Annotated in this window: 27 protein-coding genes; 11 read left to right on the top strand and 16 right to left on the bottom strand. The window is 34.8% G+C overall.

Annotated elements, in window-relative coordinates; genetic code table 11:
- Positions 1-10: 10 nt before the first annotated feature.
- The 3 genes from NFRAN_RS05700 to rnz all read left to right on the top strand — a co-directional run bounded on the left by NFRAN_RS05700 (position 11) and on the right by rnz (position 4,187).
- A complete protein-coding gene (locus tag NFRAN_RS05700; RefSeq protein ID WP_134483706.1) occupies positions 11-2,122 on the top strand; it encodes a hydantoinase/oxoprolinase family protein in 2,112 nt (703 codons plus the stop codon).
- A 204-nt stretch (positions 2,123-2,326) separates the two neighbouring features.
- Entirely contained in the window at positions 2,327-3,226 is a 900-nt protein-coding gene (locus NFRAN_RS05695; RefSeq protein ID WP_172602162.1) for a ribose-phosphate diphosphokinase, read from the top strand.
- Positions 3,227-3,257: 31 nt separating this feature from the next.
- Positions 3,258-4,187: a ribonuclease Z gene (gene rnz / locus NFRAN_RS05690; protein ID WP_134483702.1), complete on the top strand. Its 930-nt coding sequence runs from the start codon at positions 3,258-3,260 to the stop codon at positions 4,185-4,187.
- Between the two features lie 26 nt (positions 4,188-4,213).
- Here the strand turns inward: rnz and NFRAN_RS05685 are convergent, their stop codons facing one another.
- Together NFRAN_RS05685 and NFRAN_RS05680 are read right to left on the bottom strand one after the other, a co-directional pair.
- Complete coding sequence (locus tag NFRAN_RS05685; protein WP_134483700.1) at positions 4,214-4,906, bottom strand: hypothetical protein; 693 nt, start codon at positions 4,904-4,906, stop codon at positions 4,214-4,216.
- Positions 4,907-5,011: 105 nt separating this feature from the next.
- Positions 5,012-5,275 (bottom strand): hypothetical protein, encoded by a 264-nt coding sequence (locus tag NFRAN_RS05680; protein ID WP_134483699.1) that lies wholly within the window; start codon positions 5,273-5,275, stop codon positions 5,012-5,014.
- A gap of 358 nt (positions 5,276-5,633) precedes the next feature.
- Between NFRAN_RS05680 and NFRAN_RS13405 the strand changes: the two genes are divergently transcribed.
- Positions 5,634-5,885: a hypothetical protein gene (locus NFRAN_RS13405; protein ID WP_172602161.1), complete on the top strand. Its 252-nt coding sequence runs from the start codon at positions 5,634-5,636 to the stop codon at positions 5,883-5,885.
- Positions 5,886-5,993: 108 nt separating this feature from the next.
- Here the strand turns inward: NFRAN_RS13405 and NFRAN_RS05670 are convergent, their stop codons facing one another.
- Positions 5,994-6,272, bottom strand: a complete 279-nt coding sequence (locus NFRAN_RS05670) for a hypothetical protein (protein ID WP_134483695.1) — start codon at positions 6,270-6,272, stop codon at positions 5,994-5,996.
- Positions 6,273-6,293: 21 nt separating this feature from the next.
- Positions 6,294-6,500 (bottom strand): hypothetical protein, encoded by a 207-nt coding sequence (locus NFRAN_RS05665; protein WP_134483693.1) that lies wholly within the window; start codon positions 6,498-6,500, stop codon positions 6,294-6,296.
- Between the two features lie 217 nt (positions 6,501-6,717).
- On the opposite strand from NFRAN_RS05665, the gene NFRAN_RS05660 reads away from it, so the two are divergent.
- Complete coding sequence (locus NFRAN_RS05660; RefSeq protein ID WP_134483692.1) at positions 6,718-7,014, top strand: hypothetical protein; 297 nt, start codon at positions 6,718-6,720, stop codon at positions 7,012-7,014.
- Here NFRAN_RS05660 and cobM read toward each other — a convergent pair.
- From cobM to NFRAN_RS05640, 4 genes are read right to left on the bottom strand one after another with little or no spacing between them, the layout of a single operon-like run.
- On the bottom strand, positions 7,011-7,802 hold the full coding sequence (cobM, locus tag NFRAN_RS05655) for a precorrin-4 C(11)-methyltransferase (RefSeq protein WP_134483690.1): 792 nt from the start codon (positions 7,800-7,802) through the stop codon (positions 7,011-7,013). The genes NFRAN_RS05660 and cobM overlap by 4 nt on opposite strands.
- Entirely contained in the window at positions 7,799-8,530 is a 732-nt protein-coding gene (cobI, locus tag NFRAN_RS05650) for a precorrin-2 C(20)-methyltransferase (RefSeq protein ID WP_134483688.1), read from the bottom strand. Before cobI ends, cobM begins: the two co-directional genes overlap by 4 nt.
- Positions 8,531-8,577: 47 nt before the next feature.
- Positions 8,578-9,165: a precorrin-6Y C5,15-methyltransferase (decarboxylating) subunit CbiT gene (gene cbiT / locus NFRAN_RS05645; protein ID WP_134483686.1), complete on the bottom strand. Its 588-nt coding sequence runs from the start codon at positions 9,163-9,165 to the stop codon at positions 8,578-8,580.
- A 15-nt stretch (positions 9,166-9,180) separates the two neighbouring features.
- Complete coding sequence (locus tag NFRAN_RS05640; protein ID WP_134483684.1) at positions 9,181-9,474, bottom strand: hypothetical protein; 294 nt, start codon at positions 9,472-9,474, stop codon at positions 9,181-9,183.
- A 190-nt stretch (positions 9,475-9,664) separates the two neighbouring features.
- Here NFRAN_RS05640 and NFRAN_RS14320 point away from each other — a divergent pair, with 190 nt between their 5' ends.
- From NFRAN_RS14320 to NFRAN_RS05630, 3 genes are all read left to right on the top strand, one after another.
- Positions 9,665-9,799: a hypothetical protein gene (locus NFRAN_RS14320; protein ID WP_269472315.1), complete on the top strand. Its 135-nt coding sequence runs from the start codon at positions 9,665-9,667 to the stop codon at positions 9,797-9,799.
- A 13-nt stretch (positions 9,800-9,812) separates the two neighbouring features.
- The gene (rqcH, locus tag NFRAN_RS05635; RefSeq protein ID WP_134483682.1) at positions 9,813-11,876 is read left to right on the top strand and encodes a ribosome rescue protein RqcH; all 2,064 of its coding nucleotides are present in this window, start codon (positions 9,813-9,815) and stop codon (positions 11,874-11,876) included.
- A gap of 79 nt (positions 11,877-11,955) precedes the next feature.
- Positions 11,956-12,525, top strand: coding sequence for a CBS domain-containing protein (locus tag NFRAN_RS05630; protein ID WP_134483680.1), 570 nt, complete (start codon positions 11,956-11,958; stop codon positions 12,523-12,525).
- Between the two features lie 186 nt (positions 12,526-12,711).
- On the opposite strand, the gene pyrI is transcribed toward NFRAN_RS05630, so the two are convergent.
- Both pyrI and NFRAN_RS05620 read right to left on the bottom strand, forming a co-directional pair.
- Positions 12,712-13,173: an aspartate carbamoyltransferase regulatory subunit gene (gene pyrI / locus NFRAN_RS05625; RefSeq protein ID WP_172602160.1), complete on the bottom strand. Its 462-nt coding sequence runs from the start codon at positions 13,171-13,173 to the stop codon at positions 12,712-12,714.
- Between the two features lie 167 nt (positions 13,174-13,340).
- Positions 13,341-14,426, bottom strand: coding sequence for a deoxyhypusine synthase family protein (locus tag NFRAN_RS05620; RefSeq protein ID WP_134483676.1), 1,086 nt, complete (start codon positions 14,424-14,426; stop codon positions 13,341-13,343).
- Positions 14,427-14,535: 109 nt separating this feature from the next.
- Between NFRAN_RS05620 and NFRAN_RS05615 the strand changes: the two genes are divergently transcribed.
- A complete protein-coding gene (locus tag NFRAN_RS05615; protein ID WP_232037944.1) occupies positions 14,536-15,624 on the top strand; it encodes a deoxyhypusine synthase in 1,089 nt (362 codons plus the stop codon).
- 14 nt (positions 15,625-15,638) lie between these two features.
- Here the strand turns inward: NFRAN_RS05615 and NFRAN_RS05610 are convergent, their stop codons facing one another.
- The 6 genes from NFRAN_RS05610 to NFRAN_RS05585 form a co-directional block, all read right to left on the bottom strand.
- Positions 15,639-18,596 (bottom strand): peptidylprolyl isomerase, encoded by a 2,958-nt coding sequence (locus tag NFRAN_RS05610; RefSeq protein WP_134483675.1) that lies wholly within the window; start codon positions 18,594-18,596, stop codon positions 15,639-15,641.
- Between the two features lie 228 nt (positions 18,597-18,824).
- Entirely contained in the window at positions 18,825-19,496 is a 672-nt protein-coding gene (locus tag NFRAN_RS05605) for an MBL fold metallo-hydrolase (protein ID WP_134483673.1), read from the bottom strand.
- A 16-nt stretch (positions 19,497-19,512) separates the two neighbouring features.
- Positions 19,513-19,962, bottom strand: coding sequence for a hypothetical protein (locus NFRAN_RS05600; RefSeq protein WP_134483671.1), 450 nt, complete (start codon positions 19,960-19,962; stop codon positions 19,513-19,515).
- A gap of 4 nt (positions 19,963-19,966) precedes the next feature.
- Complete coding sequence (locus NFRAN_RS05595; RefSeq protein ID WP_134485692.1) at positions 19,967-21,229, bottom strand: translation initiation factor IF-2 subunit gamma; 1,263 nt, start codon at positions 21,227-21,229, stop codon at positions 19,967-19,969.
- 139 nt (positions 21,230-21,368) lie between these two features.
- Positions 21,369-21,797 carry a S6e family ribosomal protein gene (locus NFRAN_RS05590; protein WP_134483669.1) on the bottom strand — a complete coding sequence of 143 codons (429 nt, stop codon included), beginning with the start codon at positions 21,795-21,797 and terminating at the stop codon, positions 21,369-21,371.
- A 96-nt stretch (positions 21,798-21,893) separates the two neighbouring features.
- Positions 21,894-22,046 (bottom strand): zinc-domain-containing protein, encoded by a 153-nt coding sequence (locus NFRAN_RS05585; RefSeq protein WP_134483667.1) that lies wholly within the window; start codon positions 22,044-22,046, stop codon positions 21,894-21,896.
- A gap of 247 nt (positions 22,047-22,293) precedes the next feature.
- On the opposite strand from NFRAN_RS05585, the gene NFRAN_RS13400 reads away from it, so the two are divergent.
- Both NFRAN_RS13400 and NFRAN_RS05580 read left to right on the top strand, forming a co-directional pair.
- A complete protein-coding gene (locus NFRAN_RS13400; RefSeq protein WP_145988035.1) occupies positions 22,294-22,452 on the top strand; it encodes a DUF3237 domain-containing protein in 159 nt (52 codons plus the stop codon).
- 117 nt (positions 22,453-22,569) lie between these two features.
- Entirely contained in the window at positions 22,570-25,509 is a 2,940-nt protein-coding gene (locus NFRAN_RS05580) for a DNA topoisomerase VI subunit B (protein ID WP_172602159.1), read from the top strand.
- The last annotated feature ends 6 nt before the right edge of the window (positions 25,510-25,515 follow it).

Raw genomic sequence — 25,515 nt, 5'->3', positions numbered from 1 at the left:
AATAGGGAGTATGAAAAAAATTCGAATTGGTATAGACGTAGGGGGGACTTTTACTAAAGCCGTCGCTATAGATGTCGTTGAAAAGAAAATCCTTGGAAAAAAATCTGTCCCGACAACGCATTCGTCTGAAGGCGGTGTTTCTGTTGGTATTGTAAACGCACTATCTGCACTAATTGAGGATTGCAATATAAACCACGAAGAGATAGAGTTGATTTCTCATAGTACAACACAAGCTGTTAATGCATTTCTTGAAGGAGATGTTTCTAAAGTTGGTATTATTGGAATGGGGGTGGGGATGGAAAAAACAAATGTAGTAAAACGAACTCACATAAAAGATATATCTTTGAATTCTAATAAATCCCTAAAAACCTGTTATACTTTTTTGGACACTTCTAAATATTTAGAAGAACCTGGTATTATCAAATCTATAGAAAATTTGGTATCTGAGGGGGCTCAATCGATAGTCGTAAGCGAAGCTTTTGGAGTTGATGATCCTAGTAATGAATTATTTGTTATGAAACATTCGAAACTTCCATGCACAGCAGGCCACGAATTAACTGGAATTTATGGTTTGGAAATTAGAACTTTGACTGCAACTATTAATGCCAGTATTCTTCCAAAAGCTACAAGCACAGCAACGTTTGTAAAGTCCGCGGTTAGCAAGCTTGGCATTAATGCACCGCTAATGATAATGAAAGGTGATGGTGGAGTAACTACTCTGGATTCTTTTTTACATAAACCAATAGTAACGGTATTGTCAGGTCCAGCTGCAAGTGTCGTAGGTGCTTTGCTATTTTTGCAGGTATTAGAAGGAATATTTATTGAAGTTGGTGGCACGTCAACTAATATTAGTATAATTAAGGATGGGAAACCAGAAATGCGATATGTAAACATTATGGAACACCCAACTTGCATAAGGTCCCTTGACTCTAGAATTTGTGGAGTTGCTGGCGGATCACTAATAAGAGTTTCTCCGAAAAAGAAAATTATTGACGTTGGTCCCAGATCATCACACATTGCAGGATTAGAATACTCCTGCTTTGCAAATCCTGAGGATTTAAAAAAGGGCGAAGTTGTTACCATTAGTCCATTAAATAACGATCCAAACGATTATGTTTGTATACAAATTCCGGGTGGAAAGAAATATGGAATAACTAATACATGTGCAGCAAATGCACTCAATCTTATTCCCAAGAACGATAATGCTTATGGAAATACCGATGCAGCGAGAATTGCATTTACTAAATTAGCCACCTTTATGGGAATGACTCCTGAGAAGATAGCAAATCAAGTAATAGATATCTCTGTCTCTAAAATTGTAGATTACGTTATCCCCATGATTAAGGAATATAAGTTATCTAAAAACAGAACAGTAGTTATAGGAGGAGGCGGAGGTGCATCTGTGTTGGTTCCGATGGTTGCAAAAAGACTTGATTTCGAATATAAGAAGGCGGAATATGCAGATGTTATATCTTCAATTGGAGTTGCAACGGGGATGATTTATGAAGAAAAAGAAAGAACAATTAACAATCCAACCCCTCAAGATTTCGCTCAATTAATAGCCGAAGTTAAAGAAGAAGCAATTCGAAAGAATGCCTCCCCTGATTCGCTATCAGTCCAATCAGAATATATAAGTGATCGATCTATATTAAGAGTTACTGCAATAGGTAATGTAACACTCGATTTAAATAATAATGGTTCTAAAGAATTGAAACAAGAGGAATTGTTTGAAATTGCAAGAAGCTTATTTCAATTTCGTGGTAATGTTTCGCTCAAATATAATTTGGGGAATTATTACATTTTTGGTAATTCATATAAACACAAAAAGCTATTTTTTAATACAAATAAGCAATCGATACTTGTATTAGACAAATATGGCAGAGTGCGCCTCTCACTAGAAAATGGTGAATTGATACATAATCCATCGACCATATTAAATACCGATCTTTCCTCAATCATTTCAAGGTTCTCGAGATCTGATGTAAGTCCTGCAGTTTACCTACTGGATGGATTTCAATTGTTGGATTTTTCTAGCCTTAATGCTAATGAACAGGTAATTCAAGCTATATCAGAACAATTGAACAAAATCGATTCAGACGTTTTGTTAATAATAAAAAAGTAGATACCGGTGCAAGTAGACAGAGAATAGGCATACTACCTAACTATTATTTTTGTAGTCAAAAACAGCATTAAAGAGAAACAAATGTGATGTTGAGTACACCGTTTTTTAAAAACACATTTTCAATCAATGATCATTGTCTCTATTTTGATGTATTAACGAATTAGGTTTAACATTTTTAAGATTCTTTTTCATCTCAATCATGTTGTGAAAGATATAGCGGTATTGCCTGGGCCATCCTCAAACAAGTTGGGAGCATCTATTGCTACGTGCTTAAACGTTGATCCTATTAATGTTGAACTACGAACTTTTTCTGACGGGGAGAGCAAAATTAGAATAAATGCTAACTTGGTTAATAAAAAATGCATTGTTGTTCAATCCACTTTTCCGCCAGTTGATTCGCATTATCTTCAAATGTTTATGATGCTTTCTTACTGTATTAATTCGGGTGCTGCGACAGTTATACCCGTCGTCCCATACATGGGATATGCAAGACAAGATAGAAGTTTTTTACAAGGCGAAGTTGTAACTATGGCTCTTATTGCAAAACTATTTGAATGTTTTCACATCAAAGATTTAGTTACTATCGACATTCACAGTTCTACCGCATTGTCTTGTTTTAATCTGAATGTTTTTAACATGTCTTCCATTCCATTACTTGCTAACTATGCGAAAGCAAATTTCAACCTAAATACGCCCATTATTATTTCTCCTGATGAGGGTGGAGCCAATAGGGCCAAAGTGTTTTCTGAGATTCTAGAAACTTCTTATTTAAGCTTAATAAAAAAAAGGGATAGGCAGACTGGAAACATAACTATTGATGAAGATCTTCATGAAGATATCAGAGACCGCGACATCATTTTATTAGATGATATGATATCGAGTGGAGGAACTATAATGAAGGCAGTCGACATTTTGAGGAAAAATAATTGTGGTAGAATCTTTGTAATGTGTGTGCATGCGTTATCCGAAGAGAAATCATTGAATGCTATCAGAGAAACTGGAATTCAGGATCTGATATCAACCAATAGTATTCCAAGATCTTGTTCAAAGATAGATTTAAGCAATGAAATTGCTAAAACATTGTGCTCCATTTTAGATATATAATAGATAATTATTTCTTGAGATCGAGTGTGTCATGGTGAGTCTTGAAGTAACATTCTTGGGGACATCTGCTGCAATGCCAACAGTTGACCGATCTCTTTCCTCGGTAGTTGTAAATAGAAATGGAACTCTTCATATCTTTGATGCAGGAGAAGGTATGCAGTATAATTTTATTCGAGCAAGCCTTGGTTTCAATAAAAGAACTATGCTATTTATTACTCACTTACACTCTGATCATATTTTGGGTATTTTAGGTTTTCTCCAAACGCTCTCACTTCAAGGTAGGACTATGCCTATTGATATTTTTGGTCCAGAACCGTTGTATGATTTTATAATAGAGAACTTTAGATTGCTGAATGTCAATTTGACTTTTCAAATAAACATACATAAGATTCTTGATTCTCAAGGAACGTTGGTCGAAGAAAAAGAATATAAAATATTGTATTGTAAATCCGAACACGGGCCTGGTATTTGCTCTTACGCTTACTGTCTACTTGAAAACGATAGACCCGGAAAATTCGATATAAGAAAAGCTAAAGAACTCGGTATTCCAGAAGGAGAGATGTATGGTTTACTTCAAAAAGGATTTGATATTGTAGACAAGAATCGGGTAATTCATTCTAGTGAAATCGTTGGTCAAAAAAGACCTGGTAGAAAAATTGGTATTTCAGGAGACACTCGTCCATCTGAAAATCTTTGCAGTTTCTTTAGAAATTGTGATTTACTGATATTTGAGTCTACTTTTTCAATTAATGAATTGACCAAGGCAAAGGAAAGCTATCATTCAACAGCACTTGAAACCGCAACCTTAGCAAAAATGGCCTCGGTTCAACGATTATGCCTGACTCATTTTAGTAGCAGGTATAAAGACCTAAATGTTTTATTAAACGAGGCGCGTTCTGTCTTCTTATCTACTGAAATTGCATTTGATTTAAAGCTCATCCGAGTTGACTATAGATCTTGAATCTAAATTATAGTATATGCATTATATCAACTGATTTTTTCAATAAAGTTCTTTAGTAATTCCTTTTTGTCATTGGATAATACCATACAAGCTTCAACCAATTCTTTTTCAATGGCTATTTGCTTGGAGATTACTTTTTTCAAATTTTCAATATCGAGAGTGTCTAATCTTTCGATTTCCCCTCTATTATATGCAATAATATACTCATTAATTATTTTTAATATAAAGGAAGGTGCGTATCTTGATAATAGTAAAATACCTTCGTTAATTATTGAGGTGTTTTCATTTCTAGTTGTATTGTTTATATTTGAATTCAATATGTAAAGCTCCAATAACTTCATGCGAAATCTAATATCCCCTGTTTCTTCAATAGTTGATGCAATTAAAAGCCCGGTGTTTGTAAGCTCGTAATAAGGTATTCCTTCTATTTGTAAGGCTTTTGGGCCTCTTTTGGTTGGCAATCTACCGCCTTCTCTTACTACTTTGGCAGGTATCAAAACTTCATCAAGATCTTTGAAGATTGCAGAGTAGATATTTTGCCATGCAATACCGTACTTTCTTGCCAACATGTGAGCAATCGAAGTCCTCGTTTTAGCATTAGGATCTTTTTCTAATGCAATATGAGCAATTATTCCTCTTTGACGTTTTGATTCCCTGGTAGATTTTGCTTGATATGTCTTAAAAGTATCAAATATTGCAATATGGCTACCTCTCTTCAAAACTTACTTTCTATCTGTAGGGATATTTATATATATATATATTTTATTTTAAAGTTTTTATGTTATAATAGACAGAAAATAAAAAAATAAAATTTTCTAAATTGTCTATTTTTTTATTTGACGCATTACGTCTACTTGACCACTATGAAGCCAATCTTTTAATTCTTCATGAGATGGTTTTGTATCGTGTTTGCCTTGAAGATGAAGATGAAGTAATACATAATTTACCTGGTTCAATAAAACCTTGTTATCTTCATCGCCCTTACGAGCTTTTGTTTTCAAATCCCCAGGTACGGTTGCCCACCATTCATCAAAAGTTCTGTTCTTTTGGGTCTTAGATTGTGAACCAAATCCCTTTGGTAATGTCATGTTGGTTCTAATTTAACTAAGCATGGTATTAAATGTTTTTTAATTGTGTACTTGATCCCTAGGAACTGCCGCCTAAGGTATTAAAGATCGTCGTATATTCCCAATTCATACGTCAATCTAAGTTCTACTTTAGAAATTTAACTACAAACATATGAAATGGAAAAGAGGGGACTGCTCTATAAATCGCGTCAAGCCATACGTGAATGTTTTTACCCATCTTTTTTCGTGTAATCAATACACTGGTAAAGGTGGATGGTTGTAAAACTGACCCCTCGATAACATGGTCCTAGTGGCGCTCCATTGTAATTATAACAAAGTCAACAGAAAATTTAAATTTCTATTAGAAAGCATATTTTTTGTGCCTGATTATTCGGTTAATTTTTGTACTGTCTGCAAATCCACAGTAACTATGTCAAATATAGAGTTTGTAAAACTGGCAAATAACAAGATCACTATACGTGGTTGTTGTAATAATTGTGGCACAGTCATTATAAAAGGAAGAGTATTGCCAAAGACTGGAAAAAATCCACTTGCTAAATATAGAAGAAAATTAGCTAAAAAGCGTTTACACATCTATAGACCTAAAATAAAACAGGATTTATCTTTCTGATTTGAAATCTGTTCATAATGCATTTTACAACAAGTATGTTAGTTGAATGACTGACAAACTTGATGAAACTTGTGGTAAGTTTGATATCTTATGGATTAGTAAGCTTTTCTAAACAGTAGAACCCTTGTTTTTCCTATTGTGAGATGATTCTAATCCAATTACTCCCATCATTGATTCACCTATGGGTTCGAATATTGTCCTTAAGGACTCGTCATCATAATATTTAGCTATTTCAGCTAATTTGGCTTCAATTTTTTTTTGCTCTATTTTCAACAACACATATCTAGCAATTAGTGCCTTTACCTCATCAGTTTTATCTTCCGGAATAATGTGTTTACCTGAAGAGGGATTGCTGCCAGCTGCTGTATTAGAAGTAGATGTTACCAACTCTCAAGACCAATATAAGTCTCATGGTGCATCCTTTAATACTACTACGGGGCCATATCTTACTGCAGTTTCGTTTAGTGCAAAAGTCATTTGATCCAACGGATCCAAAATTCCGTCTGTATTTTCGCAAATAAATGTTATGATGCTCTTCTCTTCCTGTTCTTCCTCTTGGTCCTTTTTGAGAACCTTAATTAATGGTAAAGATAAGGATGCTTGACTTCCAGTCATTAGTCATGCCTAATTAAGCTAGCCTAATATTTAAACTATCTCAAACTGTATACTTATAGAAGATGTGATATGACTAAACACAAAAAATATGACATCCGGTCAGCAACCAATGCAGGTTATCCATATAAAATAGTTCAAATGTGAACGCGGTCAAGGTGCATAAATAATATATGAATTAGCAACCTCTTTATAAAATCACAACTTTTAGTATTGGTATATGTCTAACTATAGTTCAGATAAAAATGTTCATATAATAGTCCATGGCCAAAGACAGCTTTTTGAATCAATAAAATCAAAGCTTTCTACCGTTGGGTTTAAACCTGAAAATATGATTTTGGCCGACATGAACAAGCCCGGTAATCAAGGGGATTATGTAGCTATGCTCTGGCCACCTATGGCTCCTCAAGAGATAATCATAAGCCAGATTATTGATTTTGAAGGAACTAATGGCCGAGGGATGGGTGCATGGGCTTCTGTTAATCAAAAGGAATTACAGCGTATTCCGATCAATTAAGAAGAATCATTAATGACTTTGCTCCTTCTATATCCGTGTGTAAATTGTGAATCATAAACCTTTGAATATTCGTATTTCTTTGGGGCAATAACATCTCCAACAATTATTAATGCCGTCTTAACTATTCTTGCTTCTTTGACTTTGGCCACAATGGTTCCAATTGTTCCTATTATTGTTTTTTGATCGTTCCATGTTGCTTTGTAAACTATCGCAACAGGTGTATCATTAGTGTATACTCCTCCACTTAACAGCTCTTTAACTATCTTATCTAACAAATGAACGCTTAAATAAAATGCCATGGTTGCTCCATGTTTTGCCAGTTCGGAGATTTTTTCCTTATCCGGTACCGGGGTTCTAAATTCTGCTCTAGTTATTATTATTGTTTGTGTAATTCCTGGCAAGGTCATTTCTAGGTTCATGGAGGCTGCTGCACCAAGTAACGAGGTTATTCCAGGTACAACATCACACCGTATGTTATCTTGTTCCAACTTGTCTATTTGTTCTCGTATGGTGCTAAATAAACCAGGGTCCCCATCATGAAATCTTATTGCGAGTTTGTCATTCTTTGCAGCTTCTTTGAGAATTTCATAGATCTCAACTCTACTCAATTTTGCTGCATCAAATAGTTGAGCATCTTTTTTTGCATATCTTAGTAATTCTGGATTCAGCAAGGATCCAGAATAGACTATCACGTCAGCATTTTCTACAAGGTTTTTTCCTTTGATAGTTATCAATTCTGGATCACCTGGCCCAGAACCAACAAAGTACACAGTATTTTTTTGAATCATTTTTTCTTTTTGGCTATCATTATCGAAAAGTACTTATCATTGTTTTCATTTTTGTTACTAGCAATATCTATTAACTTTTGTTTCTTTACTGATTCGGCATTTGTGGACACGTCCTGGGCAATAAAGACCTCAGACTCTGCTGGAAAATTGGAATTCATCAAAATATCAATTACATTGTTAAAATATCTTCCATCCTTTAAGAATACTAACGTGTCACAACATTCTGCAGCAGTTTTCAGCCTGTCTAGATTATAACAGGCGGGTATTATGCCTATTATTTCCTCCCCTTCGCCAACAGGAGTCTTGAGTTCGGCAGAAAATGAAAAGATTGAAGTTATACCGGGAACAATTTCAACCTCCACATCTTTATGACTCTTTTGTATTTCTTTATAGATGTAGATCCATGTACTGTACAATGAGGGATCACCTACAGTTAGATAAACGGTTTTTTTTCCACTTCTCACAGCATCCGATATTTCCTTGGCATTATTTTTCCAGGATTCTCGTAATTTCGTCACATCTTTTGTCATGGGAAATATTAATTGCCGTACTTCAGTTTCCTTGGAGACATAACTTTCAACGATTTTAAAAGCAACACTTGGCTTATTTTCACGAGCTGTAGGTGTAAAAACTATATCAGCATTTTTTATTAAATTAATTGCCTTTATAGTTACTAACTCTGGATCACCAGGACCACAACCTACACAATAAAGAACTGAATTACGCATAAGTAGAATTCTAAATTATTTTAATTAAAATGTTCATATTTGAACATCTATTTGGTACCAGAAAAAATTATGACTGGATTTCTTGATATCATCATTGTACCAGAACTTGTTTTCTTTGACTTAGCAATCGTTACCTGAGTAATGTCTATGTCTTGTAAATTTGATTCTTGCATAGCCTTAAGAGCATTGTAAATGGTCTCTATTAGAATCGACGTGAGAACTAGTCTTCCCCCTTTATTCAATTTTGATAGTGCTAGCTTTACTATTCTGTCAGTTTCTCCAGTAGTTCCACCAATTACTATTGCTTCAACCATCGGCAAGGTTGGCAATACATCTTGGGCCCTTCCATGAATAATAACTGCATTATTTAAAACCCCAAATTTTGTGAGATTTTTTTCAGTCAAATTTATTGCATCCATATCCGAATCTATCGCAAATACCTTGGCTCTGGTTTGAAGAGAGATTTCTACAGTTATACTTCCACTGCCACATCCTATATCAATGGCTGTAATCCCTTCTCTTAAACGCAATTTACTGATAATTATAGATCTGATGTCTTCTTTTGTAATAGGTACATTTTCAGTCCTGTCAAATAATTCGTCTGGAATACCTGGAGTCTTGTAATTCCATGTCATCTATCTTCTTTCAAATTATATGATGCTTTGGTTCATGATCGTGTATATTAATATCATAAATACCAATAGCATGAACATAAATCCAAAAATTGCAATGGTAATGACTTTTTTCTTTTTATCCTTGGGTACATTTTTAGCTATTCTGATTGCAATTATTTGAGATATCGCATAAAAAATAATGCCTATTAGTATTGTCAATCCAATTGTATTAGACTGATCCGAATTGGGCTTTACTATAATACCTAAAATCGATCCTGCTATTGCAGCGAAAACGATTCTTAAATAATAAATTTTATCTTCTATTTGCAATGGTATGTGCTAATAATTTTAATTAACCACATTTAATCTCTGCTTTTCATAATTCTAACAATAACCTACCTGGGGATAACCAAAAACCAAAAAATACCTGATTATCTATATTTTGATGCTGTTTTAACAACTAATACTATTATTTATTGCCTTCATACTCACACCCTCGGCTTACCGCATCCTCTGTACTATGGACAGGAAGGTTGAGAGAAAGAGTGGTAGCCAGGAACATAGGTGGCGAGGAACAGGGGTGGAGAAGTGGAGAGATGGAGAAAAAATGATAGCACATCATCCACCTACGTTATTATATTCATTAAAAACATAATATTATTATTCAAATGGCCATTTCGGAGATTGAGCTAAGATTTATCGTAAATAACATCAAACAAGTTATCGATAGCGTTTATTACGTAAGTAACATTTCACTTATAACAAAAAACTCTCTGATAATCAAATTTCATCATTCTCAAAAAAATGATGTCTCTCTTCTTGTTTCTACATTTGGAATTTGTATTACCAAATACAAATACTCTATTATTGAAGACAATGACATTCTAAAGAAGATCAAGACCTATCTAGAACGCTCCAAACTTATAGATGCCTTTGTAATTCAGGGGGAACGAATAGTTCAGTTTGTTTTTCAAAGTATCCAAGGAGTAAAATATTACCTAATTGTTGAATTGTTCGGTCAAGGAAATATAATAATTTGTAATGATTCTTATAAAATTCTTAACATTCTAAACCCAATTAATGTCAGACACCGAATTCTAAGAACCGGTCTAAAGTATTTTCCTCCACCTACAAGAGGAATCGACCCTCTATCTATAACCTATGCTGATTTTTTGTCCTTACTTGATAAAAGTGACTCTGAAAATATTGATTTAAAGAGATGGTTGGGCAGAACTTTGTCCATTTCCAAGAAATTTATTGAACTCGCTGTTCATGATTCTAAGATTTCCAATAAGAAGATCAAAGATTTGACTCCTTCTGAAACAAAAATTTTGTTCGGGGTATTAACCTCTGTTATAAGAAATATTGCTGCTGGAGTCGGGCATGAACCAAGTCTGATATTAGACGAAAACAAGAATCCTTTAGATATCAGTCCTGTAATTCCTATCGATGTAGATTCCAAATACGTTAAAAGATTTAGTTCATATGCTGAAGCGATTGACGAATACTTGAATTATACTATCTTGCAAAATAGCACAAGTAGAAATTCGGAGTTAGAAAAACAGATTGAATCAATAGAGCATGATTTAGATGAACAGGCTAAAGCCAAAGAACTAGTTCTTTCAAAATCAAACCAACTTCGAAATTTTGCCACTTTGCTTATGCAAAAAGCTTCTACCGGTTCTTTTTCATCTCATTACGCTTCTTCTTCTTCTTCTTCTGAGCAGGCTATTTCAGAGAAATATAATGACCAACCACTAACCGAGTTATTAAATGAGTTTGGTGCCAAGATCGTAAGTATAAAGGGTAAGGATTATCTGGAAATCATGGGAGAAAAAGTACCTTTGGACAAAGGAAATATCAATATTCCGAAAATTTCGTCACTTTTATTTAATGCTGCCAAAGAAATGGAAAGGGGCTTGACCACCATCGAAGCCTCTAGAGCAAGGTTACTTGAGCAAATGGAAAAAATCCAAAAACAAAAAAACAAGAAACCATTGTCGGAAATCAAAATCTTAACTAATAAAGAATGGTACGAAAAATATAGGTGGTTTCTTACTACCGATGATATGTTAGCCATTGGAGGCAGAGATTCTTCTTCCAATTCGGTGCTTATAAGAAAACATTTGACTGAAAATGACTATGTATTTCATGCAGAGGTGCATGGCTCTCCATTCTTTATATTAAAAAACGCCAATACCAAGTCCGTCGAAGACATCTCTCAAAGTATACTACAGGTGTCCCAAGCAACTGTATCTTTCAGTAGATCTTGGAAAGATAATCTTTCTTCGGCTGATGCTTATTGGGTTTATCCTTATCAAGTTAAGAAGGGAGCTCCAACGGGTCAATATCTGCCTAAAGGCGCGTTTATAATTGAAGGTAAAAAGAATTTTGTTAAAAACTTGGAAATAAAACTAGCAATAGGGCTTTCATTTGTCGATGAAAGACCATTATTGATCGTTGGCCCTCCTCAGGCTATCGCCAAAAGATCAGTGTGTTTGAGAAAGATCACTCCCTCGGGTTTTGATGTAGTAAAGGCTTCAAAAAAAATAAAGGCCGATTTTGTAGAATATTCTTTAAAAAATGAATTTCCTGACAGCGTTATAAATCACTTAAAAAATCTTTCCATAGATGAAATCGTGCGAATTCTTCCTGTGGGTCAGTTTAAACTTTTGCCAATTGAAAAAGGAGAATTCAAACATGAGTTCAACGTTCTTCAACAGAGCGAATAGATCTATGTTATAGTTGTTTGAATTATCTTTGGAATCTATGAATAGAAAAGTAATTAAATTCAAACACTGAAGATTTGATGTGTCTAAAGATATTAGAGACGAAACCACGGGAATGACTACACGAGTTTTGGTTAGTGATGTTATGAATAGCCCTATTATTCATGCTGGGCCTAACGATGATCTTGTTAAGATATCAAAACTAATGACTGACGCTAAAATTGGAAGTATCATCATTATAGATAATGACAAACCTTTGGGTATTGTTACAGACTGGGACATTGTTTCCAAATCAGTTGCTTTAGGTCATATTCCTTCCGAAATAAAGGCATCAAGTATAATGCAACCATTGGTTTCAATTAACGGTGAGGAGAGTATTACCTCCGCTGCAAGACTTTTAAGACAACATGGGATTAAACGCCTGGGCGTAACTCATAAAGGTAATCTTGTTGGAATTATCTCTGTATCTGATGTTCTCGCTGTTACTCCAGAATTATTCGATGTAGTTTCTGAAAAATCTTTGCTTATACGAGGTGAAATCGGGCGCTCACCTAGAAACATTTCTGGATACTGTGATGAATGTGGCGAATGGTCTGATTTTCTACTATATGCTGATGGATCATATACTTGCGAGGTTTGTAGAGGAGAATAGATGGTGATTAATATTTATAAAACCTGCTTGAACTTAAAATGTCGCAATTAACCTTTTTTTAATTGATAATGCATGCCAAAATTATCTAGATAATAAACATTCATACACACATATGCTCATCTACAGATCCGCAGATAATAGATAAATTTGAAATTCTTATAGTACAACTTTTTTGAATTATTTTGACTATTTGATTAATTCACTGGTGGTTATTGACCTTGCGCAGTATTGACATTTCATTAGTATTTCTTTTTCATCAATGATCTCTATTTTTGAACTTAATCCTTCTTCTGTGTTTGTTATGCACCTTAAATTTGGACACTTGAAAAATCCTATTATTTTATCTGGAAGCTGAATTCTTCTTTTTTCAATCAATTTGTAATCTTTGATTATGTTGATGGTTGCATTAGGTGCAATAAGTGCTAGCTTGTCGGTTTCTTTCTTTTCTAAAAATTTGTTTTCCACTTTTATGATGTCTTTCTTATTTTGTTTAACGCTTGGAACATTTAATGCTACAGTTATTACATTTCCCTCCTGGCCTGTAATATTCAAAATGTTAAGGACAAGTAAAGCCCTTGATGCCTCGATATGATCTATCACAGTACCATTTTTTATCCTTCTTACCAATAGTTGATTGAATTCCGACATTTAACGACTAATTACAATATCCATTTTCAACCTTTTTATGTTACTGTTTCTTGTCGTTTGAATGATAGGGTTTCTGTTTGTTTTAAATATTTTTTCTGCAGTATTCCAAATTATTACCTGTTTGTTATTGTTATGAGATAAAGAAGGAAAACCGGAAATTTTCATGATTAGGTCTTGGATTTAGAAGTTAAATATTGATTCTTCATTTCTTCTACCCACAAATCTTTCTCTTTGAATATCTGTTTTCTCTCTCTGGGCTCGCATTCACTTAGCAAATACGAACAGAGAATTGGAAAATAAACCGATGAATCTCCATAAACTATTACATTTCCTTTATGAGATGTCTTGATTTTTCCCCAGCTTTTTCCTTCTTGTAATGTTGCACCTGACAATCCTCCTGTATCGGGTCTCGCATCAGTAAGCTGGACTATAAAATCATGACCGCCTTCTTTTATTTTTAGAATTTGATATAGTGCTGGACCAGTCTGTTGAAAAAAGTTCTTAGGAACGCCTCCACCCAGTTCAAATCCCCCAGAAATTTTACTTTTCCAAAGGATTGCTGTTGATTCTGCAATGTCTTTAATAGGATTTATTGACCTTTTTCCATCTAGCATTGATGGCAACATGTTTAATCCAATTGACGAGTCACTAAGCGCAGGTATATAGACTGGGACATTGGATTTGAACGCTTCTACCATAAAGGATTTCTCAGGCGATTTAGACTTTTCAAAGGCTTCCTTCCCTATTAAATAAGATAAGTCTGCAGTTGAACAATTTAAGATGTCTATGTCTTTTTGGTAAATTTTTTGAATATTTCTCTGAATTATCAGATCTTGGGATTGGAGAGTACCGTATTCCTTTATATAGACATCATAAATTCTCACGATTTGTTTTGAATACAATATATCATCATCAACATCAAAATGACCTTGCCTAACCGGCAAATCATATGCAAAATGTAAATCATGATAGGCATTCGCTCCCGTAGTAACTATCCAATCCACAAAACCTTTTTCCATCATAGTTGCTATCATTTTACCAAATCCAATAGGTGTTAATGCCCCAGCAATGGTCAAACAAACAGTGGCATTAGATTCGATCATTTTTTTCAATATATCAGCTGCCTCTGCTAATCTTCGTGCATTATATCCTGTGTTTCTAAATAAATCTACCATTTCTGAAACGCTCATATTAGCAGAAATCTCTGGAGGATCTATTTTTTTTCCTGAAAAACTATGTCGGTTATGGTTCAATCCCTTAAATCAATATCCAACTTATATATTTGTAATCGCTATGTTGATGGATAATAAAGAGGATGTTACCCGATGCAGTTTATTAATACGAAAATAATTACATCCATTGTTGAACTACATAAAAAGAAAGGAAAGACACAGAAAGAATAACAATAATGACCTTAAAGAAAACAATATTAACAGTAACAGTAAAAGAAAAATCAAAAATAATGATGCAATAGTTAAACATAGTTCAGACCTGGAATATCTTTCCAAAACTGTAAGCGATTATTCAATTAACAGAAATACATCATTGAAACAAATCCTAAGTGGCATGGCTGATTCGGGTGGATTTGAAGGGAGACACCTGGCCTATGGTATCGAAATACTGAAAAAAATGATAGAAGAAAAAAACTGCACCAGGTTCCTTTCATTTGTTGGGGCTCTAGTATCAACTGGAAATCGGGGTATCATTCGAGATATGATAAAAAATAGAATGTTCGATTGCGTTATAACTACATGCGGTGCGTTGGATCATGATATTGCAAAGTCCTTTTCTTCATATTATGAAGGTGATTTTAGGTTAAACGATCAATTCCTTTTGGAAAAGGAAATTCATCGATTAGGTAACATACTTATTCCTAACAATAATTACGGCCCATTAATCGAAACTAAAATCCAGCCTATCTTACAGGAGTTTTATAATATCAATAAATCCCGTTTGCAATCGCAATCACAGTCACTAGGATTGGCACCTTCTGAAATTCTCCGGTTTATCGGAAGCCATCTAAATGAATCTTCCTTCTTATACTGGGCTACCAAAAACGATATTCCTGTAATAGTTCCAGGAATAGTAGATGGTGCCGTGGGTAACCAAATTTGGCTGTTCAATCAATCTCATAAGGATTTTAAAGTCGATGTATTGAGGGACCAAACGATTTTATCCGAGATGATATTTGATGCCAAAATGACTGGCGCATTTATGATGGGTGGGGGGTTATCAAAACATCATACCCTTTGGTGGAATCAATACAGGGGTGGATTAGATTATGCTGTTTATATTACAACAGCTTCTGAGTGGGATGGTAGTTTAAGTGGTGCTCCTGTTGCGGAAGCAATTTCGTGGGGTAAAGTTACTACTCAAGCCAAACAAGTTACTATTCATGCTGATGTAAGTACCGTGTTACCTTTCATCTATTATGGCTTGGTATCTAAATGAGATAAAAAAATATCTTATTGAACTGTTATCTTGGTAATTCGTGCTGCATTAGGGTCTTGTGGCTGATCCATTGAATTGGTTGTAGTATTGGCAATCTTATCAACTACTTCTAATCCCTCTATTACCCTGCCAAAAACGGTATACTGGTTATCCAGAAATTTTGAATCGTTGAGGACTATAAAAAACTGCGAACCTGCGCTGTTGGGATCGTTTGTTCTAGCCATAGATAATATTCCCCTTTCATGTGGTATACTGTTGAATTCCTGATTTATGGTATATCCTGGACCCCCTGTTCCCCAAGAGTCTCTACTAGCACTATCATTTTTTGTATTTGGATCACCTGCTTGGATTACAAATCCGGGAACTATCCGGTGAAATACTATCCCGTCATAAAATCCCTTACGGGCTAGATCTTGAAAGTTCTTTACGTGATTTGGAGCTATATCTGGATAAAACTCTACTTTTATTGGACCTTGTGTTGTTTCAATAGTTGCAGTCGGAGCGATATTGTTATTATTGTTGTTAGCATTTGTCAAGTTGTTATTCGAAGATGTTGTATTACCCATATTATTTAAAATATTAGACTGTAAGTTTGAGGTGCTGGTTCCATTATTTGTTGTATTATTGCGGTTTCCTTCTGTTACACCTCCTATTTCTGACTCAGAGGAAAGCAATGATGAAGATGCTGATCCAGATGTTGTTGTTCCATTGGTGGATGTGGCTGTAGCATTGGATGTGTCCGAGTCGGGATTATAGTCTTGATTTATTTTGTATAACAAGACCCCAAAAAATAATCCTGGATCATTGCTTTCAAAGCTCTTTGACGCGTATTCTAAAGACAAAGGTTCTTCTGTATTGCCTTTAGGATACTTGATATTCTTTGTGTAAAATGGAATAGTGTTTGGTTGATATGTCGGTGACAGGGTACCAGTACTAGGATTAAAGTATCCAACTGTCTCAAAGGGCATCATGTTTCCTAAAAGTGAATCCCATAACTTGTCAGTCGGAGTTATGCCGTCAGATCTTACGTATTCTGCTTCATTAAATCCTCCTATACGGATAAACCATTGTTTCTTGCTTTCGTCTCCTCCGCTACCCAGTACGTAAAGTGGAATTGGATTTGCAGGGTCTAATGACGGAAGCTTTTGTCCTACTATGTATATCAATATATAGTCTGATTTTAGATCGTTGGCAATTTTCCATCCTTCCTCTTCCGGACTGATAAACATCTTTGCTATAGTTTCAATCCTTGTTTGGTTAATCGTTGCATTATCAGCAATAGATGTTCTATTTCCAAGTGTAGTAATCCAATATCCATAATCCCACCATGATGTTATCACCGAATCTTCGGGTGTGTTCTCAGATATCCAATCCAGCGCTTCAATCCAATCATCAGTAGTCAATCTATAGTTAGTACCTCCATTAGCTATTGAAGTTGGAACATCAGCAGATGTAATCCAGTTTGTATTGCTGTCATAAACCATGGGAATGGTGAGCATAATTATCAATATCCCTGCAAAACCCACATAAGGCAAGATGTCCTTTCTCATCTTCATCTTCATCTCTTTTCTCATCTTCGAATCGTCCTTTTTTGACGGAGAAGAGGAACCAGATGATGCGGACGATGGTGATGATGAGGAAGAAGAAGCAGAAGTTGATAAGGCTCTTTGTTCGTATTCTGCTCTGATTGATGTTATACTTCTTATCGATTGGTAAATCCCTATACTTGATAGTATTATAATACTTAACGACGCAAATACTAGCAATCTTGCAAATGTCGCACTAATGTAAATCCCTGTTAATCCTATGATCAATGCAAAAATCATATTGGAATTATTACTCTTGTTCTTAAACGCCAGCCATATTCCCAAGCCTGCGAAAATTATTAGAACCGAAAACTGCCTAAAGTAGTCTACTAGGGTAGGTGTAAAGTGTTCTGCAACTGATTCTACTAGTTTATTCTCTGCAGAGAGAAACGGGTTGATGGCATTGAGATACCTAAATGATGGCGTTTTGTAAAAACCTCCTGCCACTATAGAAATTCCAATTATTACGAAAATCCCTAATACTACTGCAGTCTTCAGAGTTGCTCTTCTCTCTGGACTTTTTAATCTCACTATAGTGGTTACAAATAAGAAAAGTGTACTGGTCATTAATAAAATACCTGGAAGACCGATAACAAACGACATTCCTGGTCTTGGAAATGCACCAGCCACAGAGATGACTGATATTGTAAACAAAACGGCGACTATCAAGTTGTTTTTGAGGTCTTTAGAAACAAATCCTAATACTATTATGAAGATTCCAATCGGTATTACGAAATATTGAGATCCTCCCCATGAGGTTACTGCAAGTCCTATTAAAATTCCTCCAAAAATTGCTTTTGGGACTATATGTTTGTATTTTTTATCCTTTAGGGCTGATAAGAAGAGGTAAGTACCACTAAGACCATAAAATAGTCCCAATGGTTCTGACTTAAACCAACCCAAGTTACCTCTTTGTATTATTGCTGGACTCACAGCAAAAAATAGAGATGAAATTAAGCCAGGAACAGTACTACCTGTTATTACTCGCACTAGCAAGAATATTAATACGGTTGACGCCGACCCAATGACAACTGGAAACCATATGGTAAAATCCATTAACTTCATGTTCAGTCCGAAAATTTGGTAAAGAATGGCCGCCGTCAGGTGCAAGCCCGACTGAGATGTTCCTGCTATGTCTCTGCCATCTGGATACCATGATTTATAATCATGCCAGTCAAAATACGCTACTATCCCATTATTTACTATGTATTCTGTAGCTCTATAATCAAAAAATGGATCAAATTCATTAAGATAAAACCCATACTTTATCGGATAAGCTCTAAGTATGAAAGCAATTGAAAAAGCCAAGCACAGTACAGCGATTACAAGAAGATATTTGGTTATTTTTTTATTCTTCTCTGATTTAAAAAAACTTTTTTCTGCCATTACCTACACGCTATTATGATTTTTCTAACTTTATTTGATATTTAATCATTCTTAGTGTATTTGATGAGACAATGGGTACAAGACGCAAGAGCAGTTATGCATATACGCAACCAACCAAATAAACAAATAAGCAAATACCCAATATATATATTAGTGAATACGCGCGCAACAAACTGAGGGGTAGAAAAATAGATTGACGTGACGTAGATGTACAAGCGTAGAATTTATTTATTCTATTTCTAGCATTACAGTCTTGCAAACGTTCACATTTTTGCAGAACTCCTCTGCATCTTTAACACTTCCAACTATCGATCCATAATGCATTGGTATTGCAAGTTTTTTTGGTTTTATTATTTCATTTGTAGCCTTGATTGCTTCTTGTGCCGTCATTACATATGTACCTGAAACAGGTATCAACAAAATATCTGTATCTACTTTTTCCATTTCTGGAATAATATCCGTATCCCCTGTGTGATAAATTGTCAAATTATTGTTCATTTTTATGAGGAATCCTATTTTTTCATCCTTCTTCGGGTGAAAGTCCTTATTTGTGTTGTAAGATTCTACACTTGTAATCGTTATTCCATCTTCTAACTTTCTTGTCTCTCCGGGTTTTAATACGGTGATATCGTTTTGTGGATAATTTTTTTTCAAAGAATCCAAACATTCCTCTGCACAATATATCCTAGTATTCTTATTAATTATCTTGTTTATATCTTCAACACTTAAATGATCAAAATGGTTATGTGAGATCAAAATTATATCAGCGTCGTTTTTGTGATTGTATCCTGAAATTAGCTTGTAGGGATCGACATAAATCTTCCTTTTATTATCTTTTAAATCAAACCTAAATCCATCGTGTCCATTCCATCTTATTTCCACTCCTTCAACATCAATCATAGTATAAAGAAAATGATTAGGGTTGATTTAAGTTTGATCCAAGTTTGGAATGAACATATATTATCTTATTATTTTTTAGGGTAATGACGTCGACTCCTTTTTTTAAAGCTCGTCTTGACAAGTCTTTATCGATTGTAGCAAGGGGCTTTTTCTTTAGGTAAGAAAGATTTAGCAAGACCGAGTCTACCGAAGAATTTTCAACTCTTTTTTCAAACTTACTCAGATCATCTTTCTCCAAATATCTGAAATCTCCTTTTTCTATCTGATCTTTGACAATTTTTAGGGATAATTTTGCAATCTTGGATCTTTTCACTCCTGCAGCTTTCTCTAACTTTATTAGTTCGTCAACTGTTTCTGGATGAATTAACCAAATTAATTTTCCGAATTTCGATTCCATTGCATCCAAGTTCTTGACTGGCTCATAACACAAGATCATTAAAAAACTAGTATCACAAACAATCTCCATTTTTTTAAACGGCTATTCCTGCACCTATCAATCGCCATCTATCAGCAATTCTTCGGCTCAAAGCTACCCGACTTTTAGGCATTAAACAAACAGGTTTTTTTATTTTTACTTCGATTCTTTGGTTTCTTGAATTTGTAACGTTCCCGATAGTAACAGCGGTTCCAATATTTAACCTCAGATTCTCTCTTGTCTTGATTGGCTCGACCTTTACCAGATCTTGAGTCCCTACTGCTGTATCGAATAGATTAATGTCTATGGTAATTTCATCGACTACTGGAGGTAAAGAATTTGGCTTTCCAACAACAGCTCCTATCAGTGAATCACTCTTGATAAAGGAAGGGTCTAGTTTTGAGCCTATAGCTACCAACCCGCCTGGTCTGACTTTTTCTACTAATCCAGCACCTGTAGCCAAGGAAGCTATCTCAGAAAAGATCGATTCATACTTGTTCTTTCTTTCATTATAAATTCCAGGCAGAATCTCTATTTCATTTCCAACTTCAAATTTACCCTGAATCAGGGCTCCTCCCAAAACACCTCCTTTAATGGCCCTGATTGGAGTTCCAGGTTTGTTTATATCAAATGATCTTAGTATATGCATGATACCGTTATCGTTACTAACCCTGTCAGGAGTGGGAATATACTTTTCAATATACTCTATTAATACGTCAATATTTACCCTATGTTGAGCTGAAATTGGAATTATGGGCGCATTTTCTGCTACGCTATCTTTTACAAATTCTTTTATCTGATTATAATTTTCTACGGCATTTTCTTTCTCAACCAGATCTACCTTATTTTGAACAATCACAATGTTTTCAATACCTAATACTTGCAATGCTAAGAGGTGTTCTCTTGTTTGAGGCTGAGGTACCTTTTCATTTGCAGCAACAACTAGTATTGCACCATCCATGAGCGCACCTCCAGAGAGCATGTTTGCCATCAAACTCTCGTGTCCTGGAGAGTCTACGAAACTAACTACTCTGGATAATTCTGCCTGAGAGTTGCATAGGTTACATTTGGGTTGAACTGAATAATTAGACGGAGGAGGGCAATTTGGACATTTATAAAAGGCGGCATCCGCATAGCCCACCTTGATTGTGATTCCTCGTCGAAGCTCTTCACTATGACCACTTGTCCATACTCCTGTAATAGCTTCAATAAGTGTTGTTTTACCATGATCTACATGTCCTGAGGTACCTATGTTAATACAGGGTTGATAACCATATTTTTGAACATACCACTCAGGTAAAGTATCCTTCCAGTGCAATACCTTTTGTATTTTTTCATTCAAATATTAATTTACTTAAAATATTAAACTCAAAAAATGGTTATTTACAATTGAACAATAATAAAAAATTTGGTAAAAACTCATCTATGAATCAATCATCTTGATTGATTTTTGCATACTATGAAGATGCTTCGTTTTTGGTACTATCTGCACCAGATCCAGCACCCGGATCAGCAGCAGCTGGTTGTTCCTTTTCAGGTAATTTTGCATCTATCAGCTGACAATTTAACTGGTAAATTTCTTCTGTGACAAGATTTCCTCGAACTAATTTTCTCTTTCTCTCCCCTGGTTGTAAGTTACGCATTCCAACACCTTTTGTCATGAGCACATACTTTTTTGTAGCTCCGTGCAGATCCGATCGCATAGGAGTTCCTGATTTATCGCTGCCACCTGTTAATTTTACCTTACCTTCATTCAACCCAAAAATAGATGATTCTAATACATCTCCAAGCTTAGAACCTAAAAGAGGCTGGGCACTCTTGTCTTTTAAATCCTGTGTAGTGCTTTTGCCAGTTGAATCTGAAATAACTACTTTAAATTCTACCAAAGTCTTTTTTATTTGAATTTGTAGCCTTAATTAATCTTGCTGAAAAATTGAATATGTTCACCTATAAATATACATTTACTTGATAAATCGAGATAATTAAAACCCTCTTCTATTCCAACTCGACTGAAAGTCATCTGCTAGTGTAGCAGCTTTTTCTTTCATTTGTTCTATGTAGTCGTCGTAATCTATCTCTAATTTGCATCGTTTGCATGTTATCTTGTTTTCCTCGATATTAAATTCTGCTCTCATGTTGCAATTTACACATTTGGCATCCATAATTGAATATTATGACCAGAGAATTCTTATGTCTTTTGTATCATGGCATCTGAACAGAACAACCATTACTCATTCAATAATCCTATTTTCTCTCTGTTTGCATGTTATTTGTATCTATACAACCATTTGACAGCTAGCTATTTGCAATAGTTATGTAAAAGCTAAACAAAAAATAGTATTTAAATACGTATATGTCCCTTTTGTTTATCATACTATCTATTTGAAAATTAAAGAATTGTTAAATGGAACTGTGGTAGGATCTGGTTCTGATTATATAGTAATCCAAAAAGGGAAAAAACGCTATCTGTTGGAAATTCTGCCTGATACTGTCAGGGAATTAAAAAATTCCTCTACTCCATATGGTTCTCAGATCGATTAATTGATTTTAGGATCTATTTTGTACAAATCTATAGACCTGATAGTATCATTTTCTATATGCATGGAATAACGATTAAATCAAATAAGATATTACTTACTATATTTGATGCCGATGCCGATGCCGATATCACTCGAATCCTCTGCTTCAACAACTTCTGCCGATGTTGTCAATGATGTTAATGCTATCAAGACCCCATTAGTTTCGACTACTGCTAGTACTACTACAACCATTTCCACCACCATTACAACCAATTATGCCGCCAACTCTATTACTAATACTACTGTATCATCGAAAACAGATGATGCTGTTTTGGATTCCAATGCTGATAAGAAGCCGATAAGTAAAGAGGAGGAAAATATCCGGAGGTCTAGTAAGCTAGAAAAATATAGAATTATTTATAACAAGAAGGCAGAATCTGAATTTTTTGTAGATAATTCTGCTTTGGCAGGTTTTACTGGCGAACGTATTTTATATATGGCCATAAGAGAACTAATTGAAAATTCATTAGATTCTTGTGAAAGTTTTTCGATTTTACCATCTATCAAAGTATCTCTTAAAACCTTTGACCCGTCAAATGACATGTGGGTTCTTTCATGCGAGGATAATGGTACAGGTATTAACTCAGAAAAATTACCAGTAGCTGTGTGCTCATTTTTAACCTCTGCAAAATATATGGAAAAACAACAGAGAGGGCTTTTTGGTGTTGGGTTAAAAATGGTTGCGGCCTTCTCTACGAAAGATACCGACTTTCCAATTAGGGTATGGAATCGCTCAATAGATGAATCGGATGAATATTATTTTGAACTTAGGACCGATATAGGAACCAATAAACCAATAGTATTATCTAAAAGATTACTAAAAGGCAATGATGTTCATATCAAAAGTAGATCTGGATTTAAAATAGAAGTTATTTTAAGAGCAAAGTTGATGCCTATAACCAAAAATAAGATTTATGAATATGTTTCTGAAACAAGTATCGTAAATCCTTATGCATCTATAACTTTCGAGACAGATGATGGAATTTTTAACTTTGACAGAAGAACAACTATAATGCCTCAACCTGCACAAGAAATTCTACCACATCCTTCCGACATGGATCTCAAAACGCTAAAAAAGGCAATTTCTAAATTTCACGCTCAAAAAATATCGTTACCTAAAATATTAAGCTTGTCATTTCAAAAGCTCTCGTATGAAAAGGCCAAAGATATTGTAACAAAGGCGGGCCTCTCTATAAAAACCGGTGTTGGAGATTTCACTGAACATGATCTTATTAAGATAGTGAATGTATGCAAAAAAACTCGGTTCCAGAATCCTAATACCGACCATCTGAGTCCTATCGGAGAGAATGTTTTGACCATTGGTATGATGTCTGAATATACTATAGTTTCTGGTAAGAGCAATGATGCTCTAACATTGTCTGAGAACTTGGGAACTAGGAAATCGGTTGACCAATTGGAGCCTGGTAATTCCGTAGCATCTCTTTCTTCTACTTCTACCTCTACTGTATCTACTACTACCGATGCTACCACTGCTACTGCTACCGGTAAGACCCAAGTGGCACTAGCGTCACTGTTACCATCATCAGCGAATGACGATACAACGACATTGTCAAACGAGGATAAGCTAAAAAGCTTATCTCCAAATTCCGACAAATTGGTATCGTCTTCGTCTACTAAAGGTAATACTACTACATCTAAATCTAATTTTTCTGTCAAAGTTCTTAAACCTGTTCTGACTGCGTATACATCACGAACCTGCGTCATAAACAATAGGCCGACAATAGTTGAAACTGGTTTAGCTTATGGTGGAGATATTCCGTCTTTTAAGATGTACAGATTCGCTAACAAGATTCCTTTATTATATGATGAAGGATCGGATGTAGCAAGGGAGGTAATTTCCGAAGTTGAAATTAACAAGATGGGAATTACTAAAAAACAGGCAAAAGAGCAATTCTCTGCTACAAACACCAAGGAATCAAAGAAAGATAGGATAATTGAAGTGTTACCTTTACATATTTTCTTCCACATTTGTTCAACTAAAATACCATACAAAACTGCAGGAAAAGAAAGTATCGCTTCTGAAGGCGAATTAAAATATTATATGAAGTCATGTCTTTCAGAGCTATATAGGAAATTAAGTACCCAAATACGTAAAGAATTAAAACTAAAAGAGGCTGAAAATAAACTACGCTTATACAAACATTACCTACCATTTATAGTAGATTCTATAAATGAATCATTAGGTGTCAAGAGTTCAAAATTAAGCGAATCTTTTACTAGGCTAATTGAGAATCATTTGTCTAAAAAACCACTGACAGATGAATCTGAAGGTAAGTCTTCTTCAGTTTCTTTTGCTTCTAATAATCCTCTGTCTTTAGCCCCATCTTCATCCCCTTCACCCTTTGGGTCTCAATCCTTCTCTTATCCAAATAATAAACCCTCATCTACTCCTATATCCTCTACTAGTAGATCATCTACCCCTAAATTTGACAAATCTAAATCCAATACCTCGGATATGAAATCTCTATCGTTACCTGAAATTGATCATAAATATGGGAAAAAGAATCAGCTCTTAAGATCAAACAAACATAAAAAGGAAAATTCAATTTCCACGATTAGGCAATCTGGAAGCATCAATAATAACAATAATTCCAATACCACAATAAAGAAGATAAGCAGATCATCGGATCAGTTTGATAATAAAACAAAACAATCAAGGAGTATTGCTGAAAATCGGAAACTGAATAAAAAGGCTACAAAGGTAGAGACCATATCTAAAGAAAGAAAATCCAAACTAAAGAAATCATCGACATCAAATAAAAATGATGAAAATAGAACTAATAATATTTTGAAAAAAGACATTCTTAGAATCAAGAATAAAAAACCATCACGCAAGATGAATATCAATAGAGGGACATTTGTAGCTAAAAATGGATCTGACTCTGGACCCGGAAATGCAAGTAAAATTTCCTCCTCCACCTACACTTCTCAATCAAAACAATTTCAATCAACCATGGATTCATTCAATAAAAGGGTAAATAAGGGTAAAAGGAAATAGATGATC

The sequence above is a fragment of the Candidatus Nitrosocosmicus franklandus genome, assembly GCF_900696045.1.
Classification (GTDB): Archaea; Thermoproteota; Nitrososphaeria; order Nitrososphaerales; family Nitrososphaeraceae; genus Nitrosocosmicus; species Nitrosocosmicus franklandus_A.
The sequence above is the reverse complement of the archived record's forward strand: the minus strand, read 5'-3'. Positions and strand labels throughout refer to the sequence as shown.

What these genes read in the sequence shown, in the direction of transcription:
- rnz (WP_134483702.1), top strand. Translation starts at nt 3,258, where the DNA reads ATGGTGAGTCTTGAAGTAACATTCTTGGGGACATCTGCTGCAATGCCA.
- NFRAN_RS05665 (WP_134483693.1), bottom strand. Translation starts at nt 6,500, where the DNA reads ATGACTGGAAGTCAAGCATCCTTATCTTTACCATTAATTAAGGTTCTC.
- pyrI (WP_172602160.1), bottom strand. Translation starts at nt 13,173, where the DNA reads ATGTCGGAATTCAATCAACTATTGGTAAGAAGGATAAAAAATGGTACT.
- NFRAN_RS14320 (WP_269472315.1), top strand. Translation starts at nt 9,665, where the DNA reads ATGGACAGGAAGGTTGAGAGAAAGAGTGGTAGCCAGGAACATAGGTGG.
- NFRAN_RS05660 (WP_134483692.1), top strand. Translation starts at nt 6,718, where the DNA reads ATGTCTAACTATAGTTCAGATAAAAATGTTCATATAATAGTCCATGGC.
- cobM (WP_134483690.1), bottom strand. Translation starts at nt 7,802, where the DNA reads ATGATTCAAAAAAATACTGTGTACTTTGTTGGTTCTGGGCCAGGTGAT.
- NFRAN_RS05580 (WP_172602159.1), top strand. Translation starts at nt 22,570, where the DNA reads ATGCCGATATCACTCGAATCCTCTGCTTCAACAACTTCTGCCGATGTT.
- cbiT (WP_134483686.1), bottom strand. Translation starts at nt 9,165, where the DNA reads ATGACATGGAATTACAAGACTCCAGGTATTCCAGACGAATTATTTGAC.
- cobI (WP_134483688.1), bottom strand. Translation starts at nt 8,530, where the DNA reads ATGCGTAATTCAGTTCTTTATTGTGTAGGTTGTGGTCCTGGTGATCCA.
- rqcH (WP_134483682.1), top strand. Translation starts at nt 9,813, where the DNA reads ATGGCCATTTCGGAGATTGAGCTAAGATTTATCGTAAATAACATCAAA.
- NFRAN_RS05700 (WP_134483706.1), top strand. Translation starts at nt 11, where the DNA reads ATGAAAAAAATTCGAATTGGTATAGACGTAGGGGGGACTTTTACTAAA.
- NFRAN_RS05605 (WP_134483673.1), bottom strand. Translation starts at nt 19,496, where the DNA reads ATGATTGATGTTGAAGGAGTGGAAATAAGATGGAATGGACACGATGGA.
- NFRAN_RS05585 (WP_134483667.1), bottom strand. Translation starts at nt 22,046, where the DNA reads ATGAGAGCAGAATTTAATATCGAGGAAAACAAGATAACATGCAAACGA.
- NFRAN_RS05600 (WP_134483671.1), bottom strand. Translation starts at nt 19,962, where the DNA reads ATGGAGATTGTTTGTGATACTAGTTTTTTAATGATCTTGTGTTATGAG.
- NFRAN_RS05680 (WP_134483699.1), bottom strand. Translation starts at nt 5,275, where the DNA reads ATGACATTACCAAAGGGATTTGGTTCACAATCTAAGACCCAAAAGAAC.
- NFRAN_RS05610 (WP_134483675.1), bottom strand. Translation starts at nt 18,596, where the DNA reads ATGGCAGAAAAAAGTTTTTTTAAATCAGAGAAGAATAAAAAAATAACC.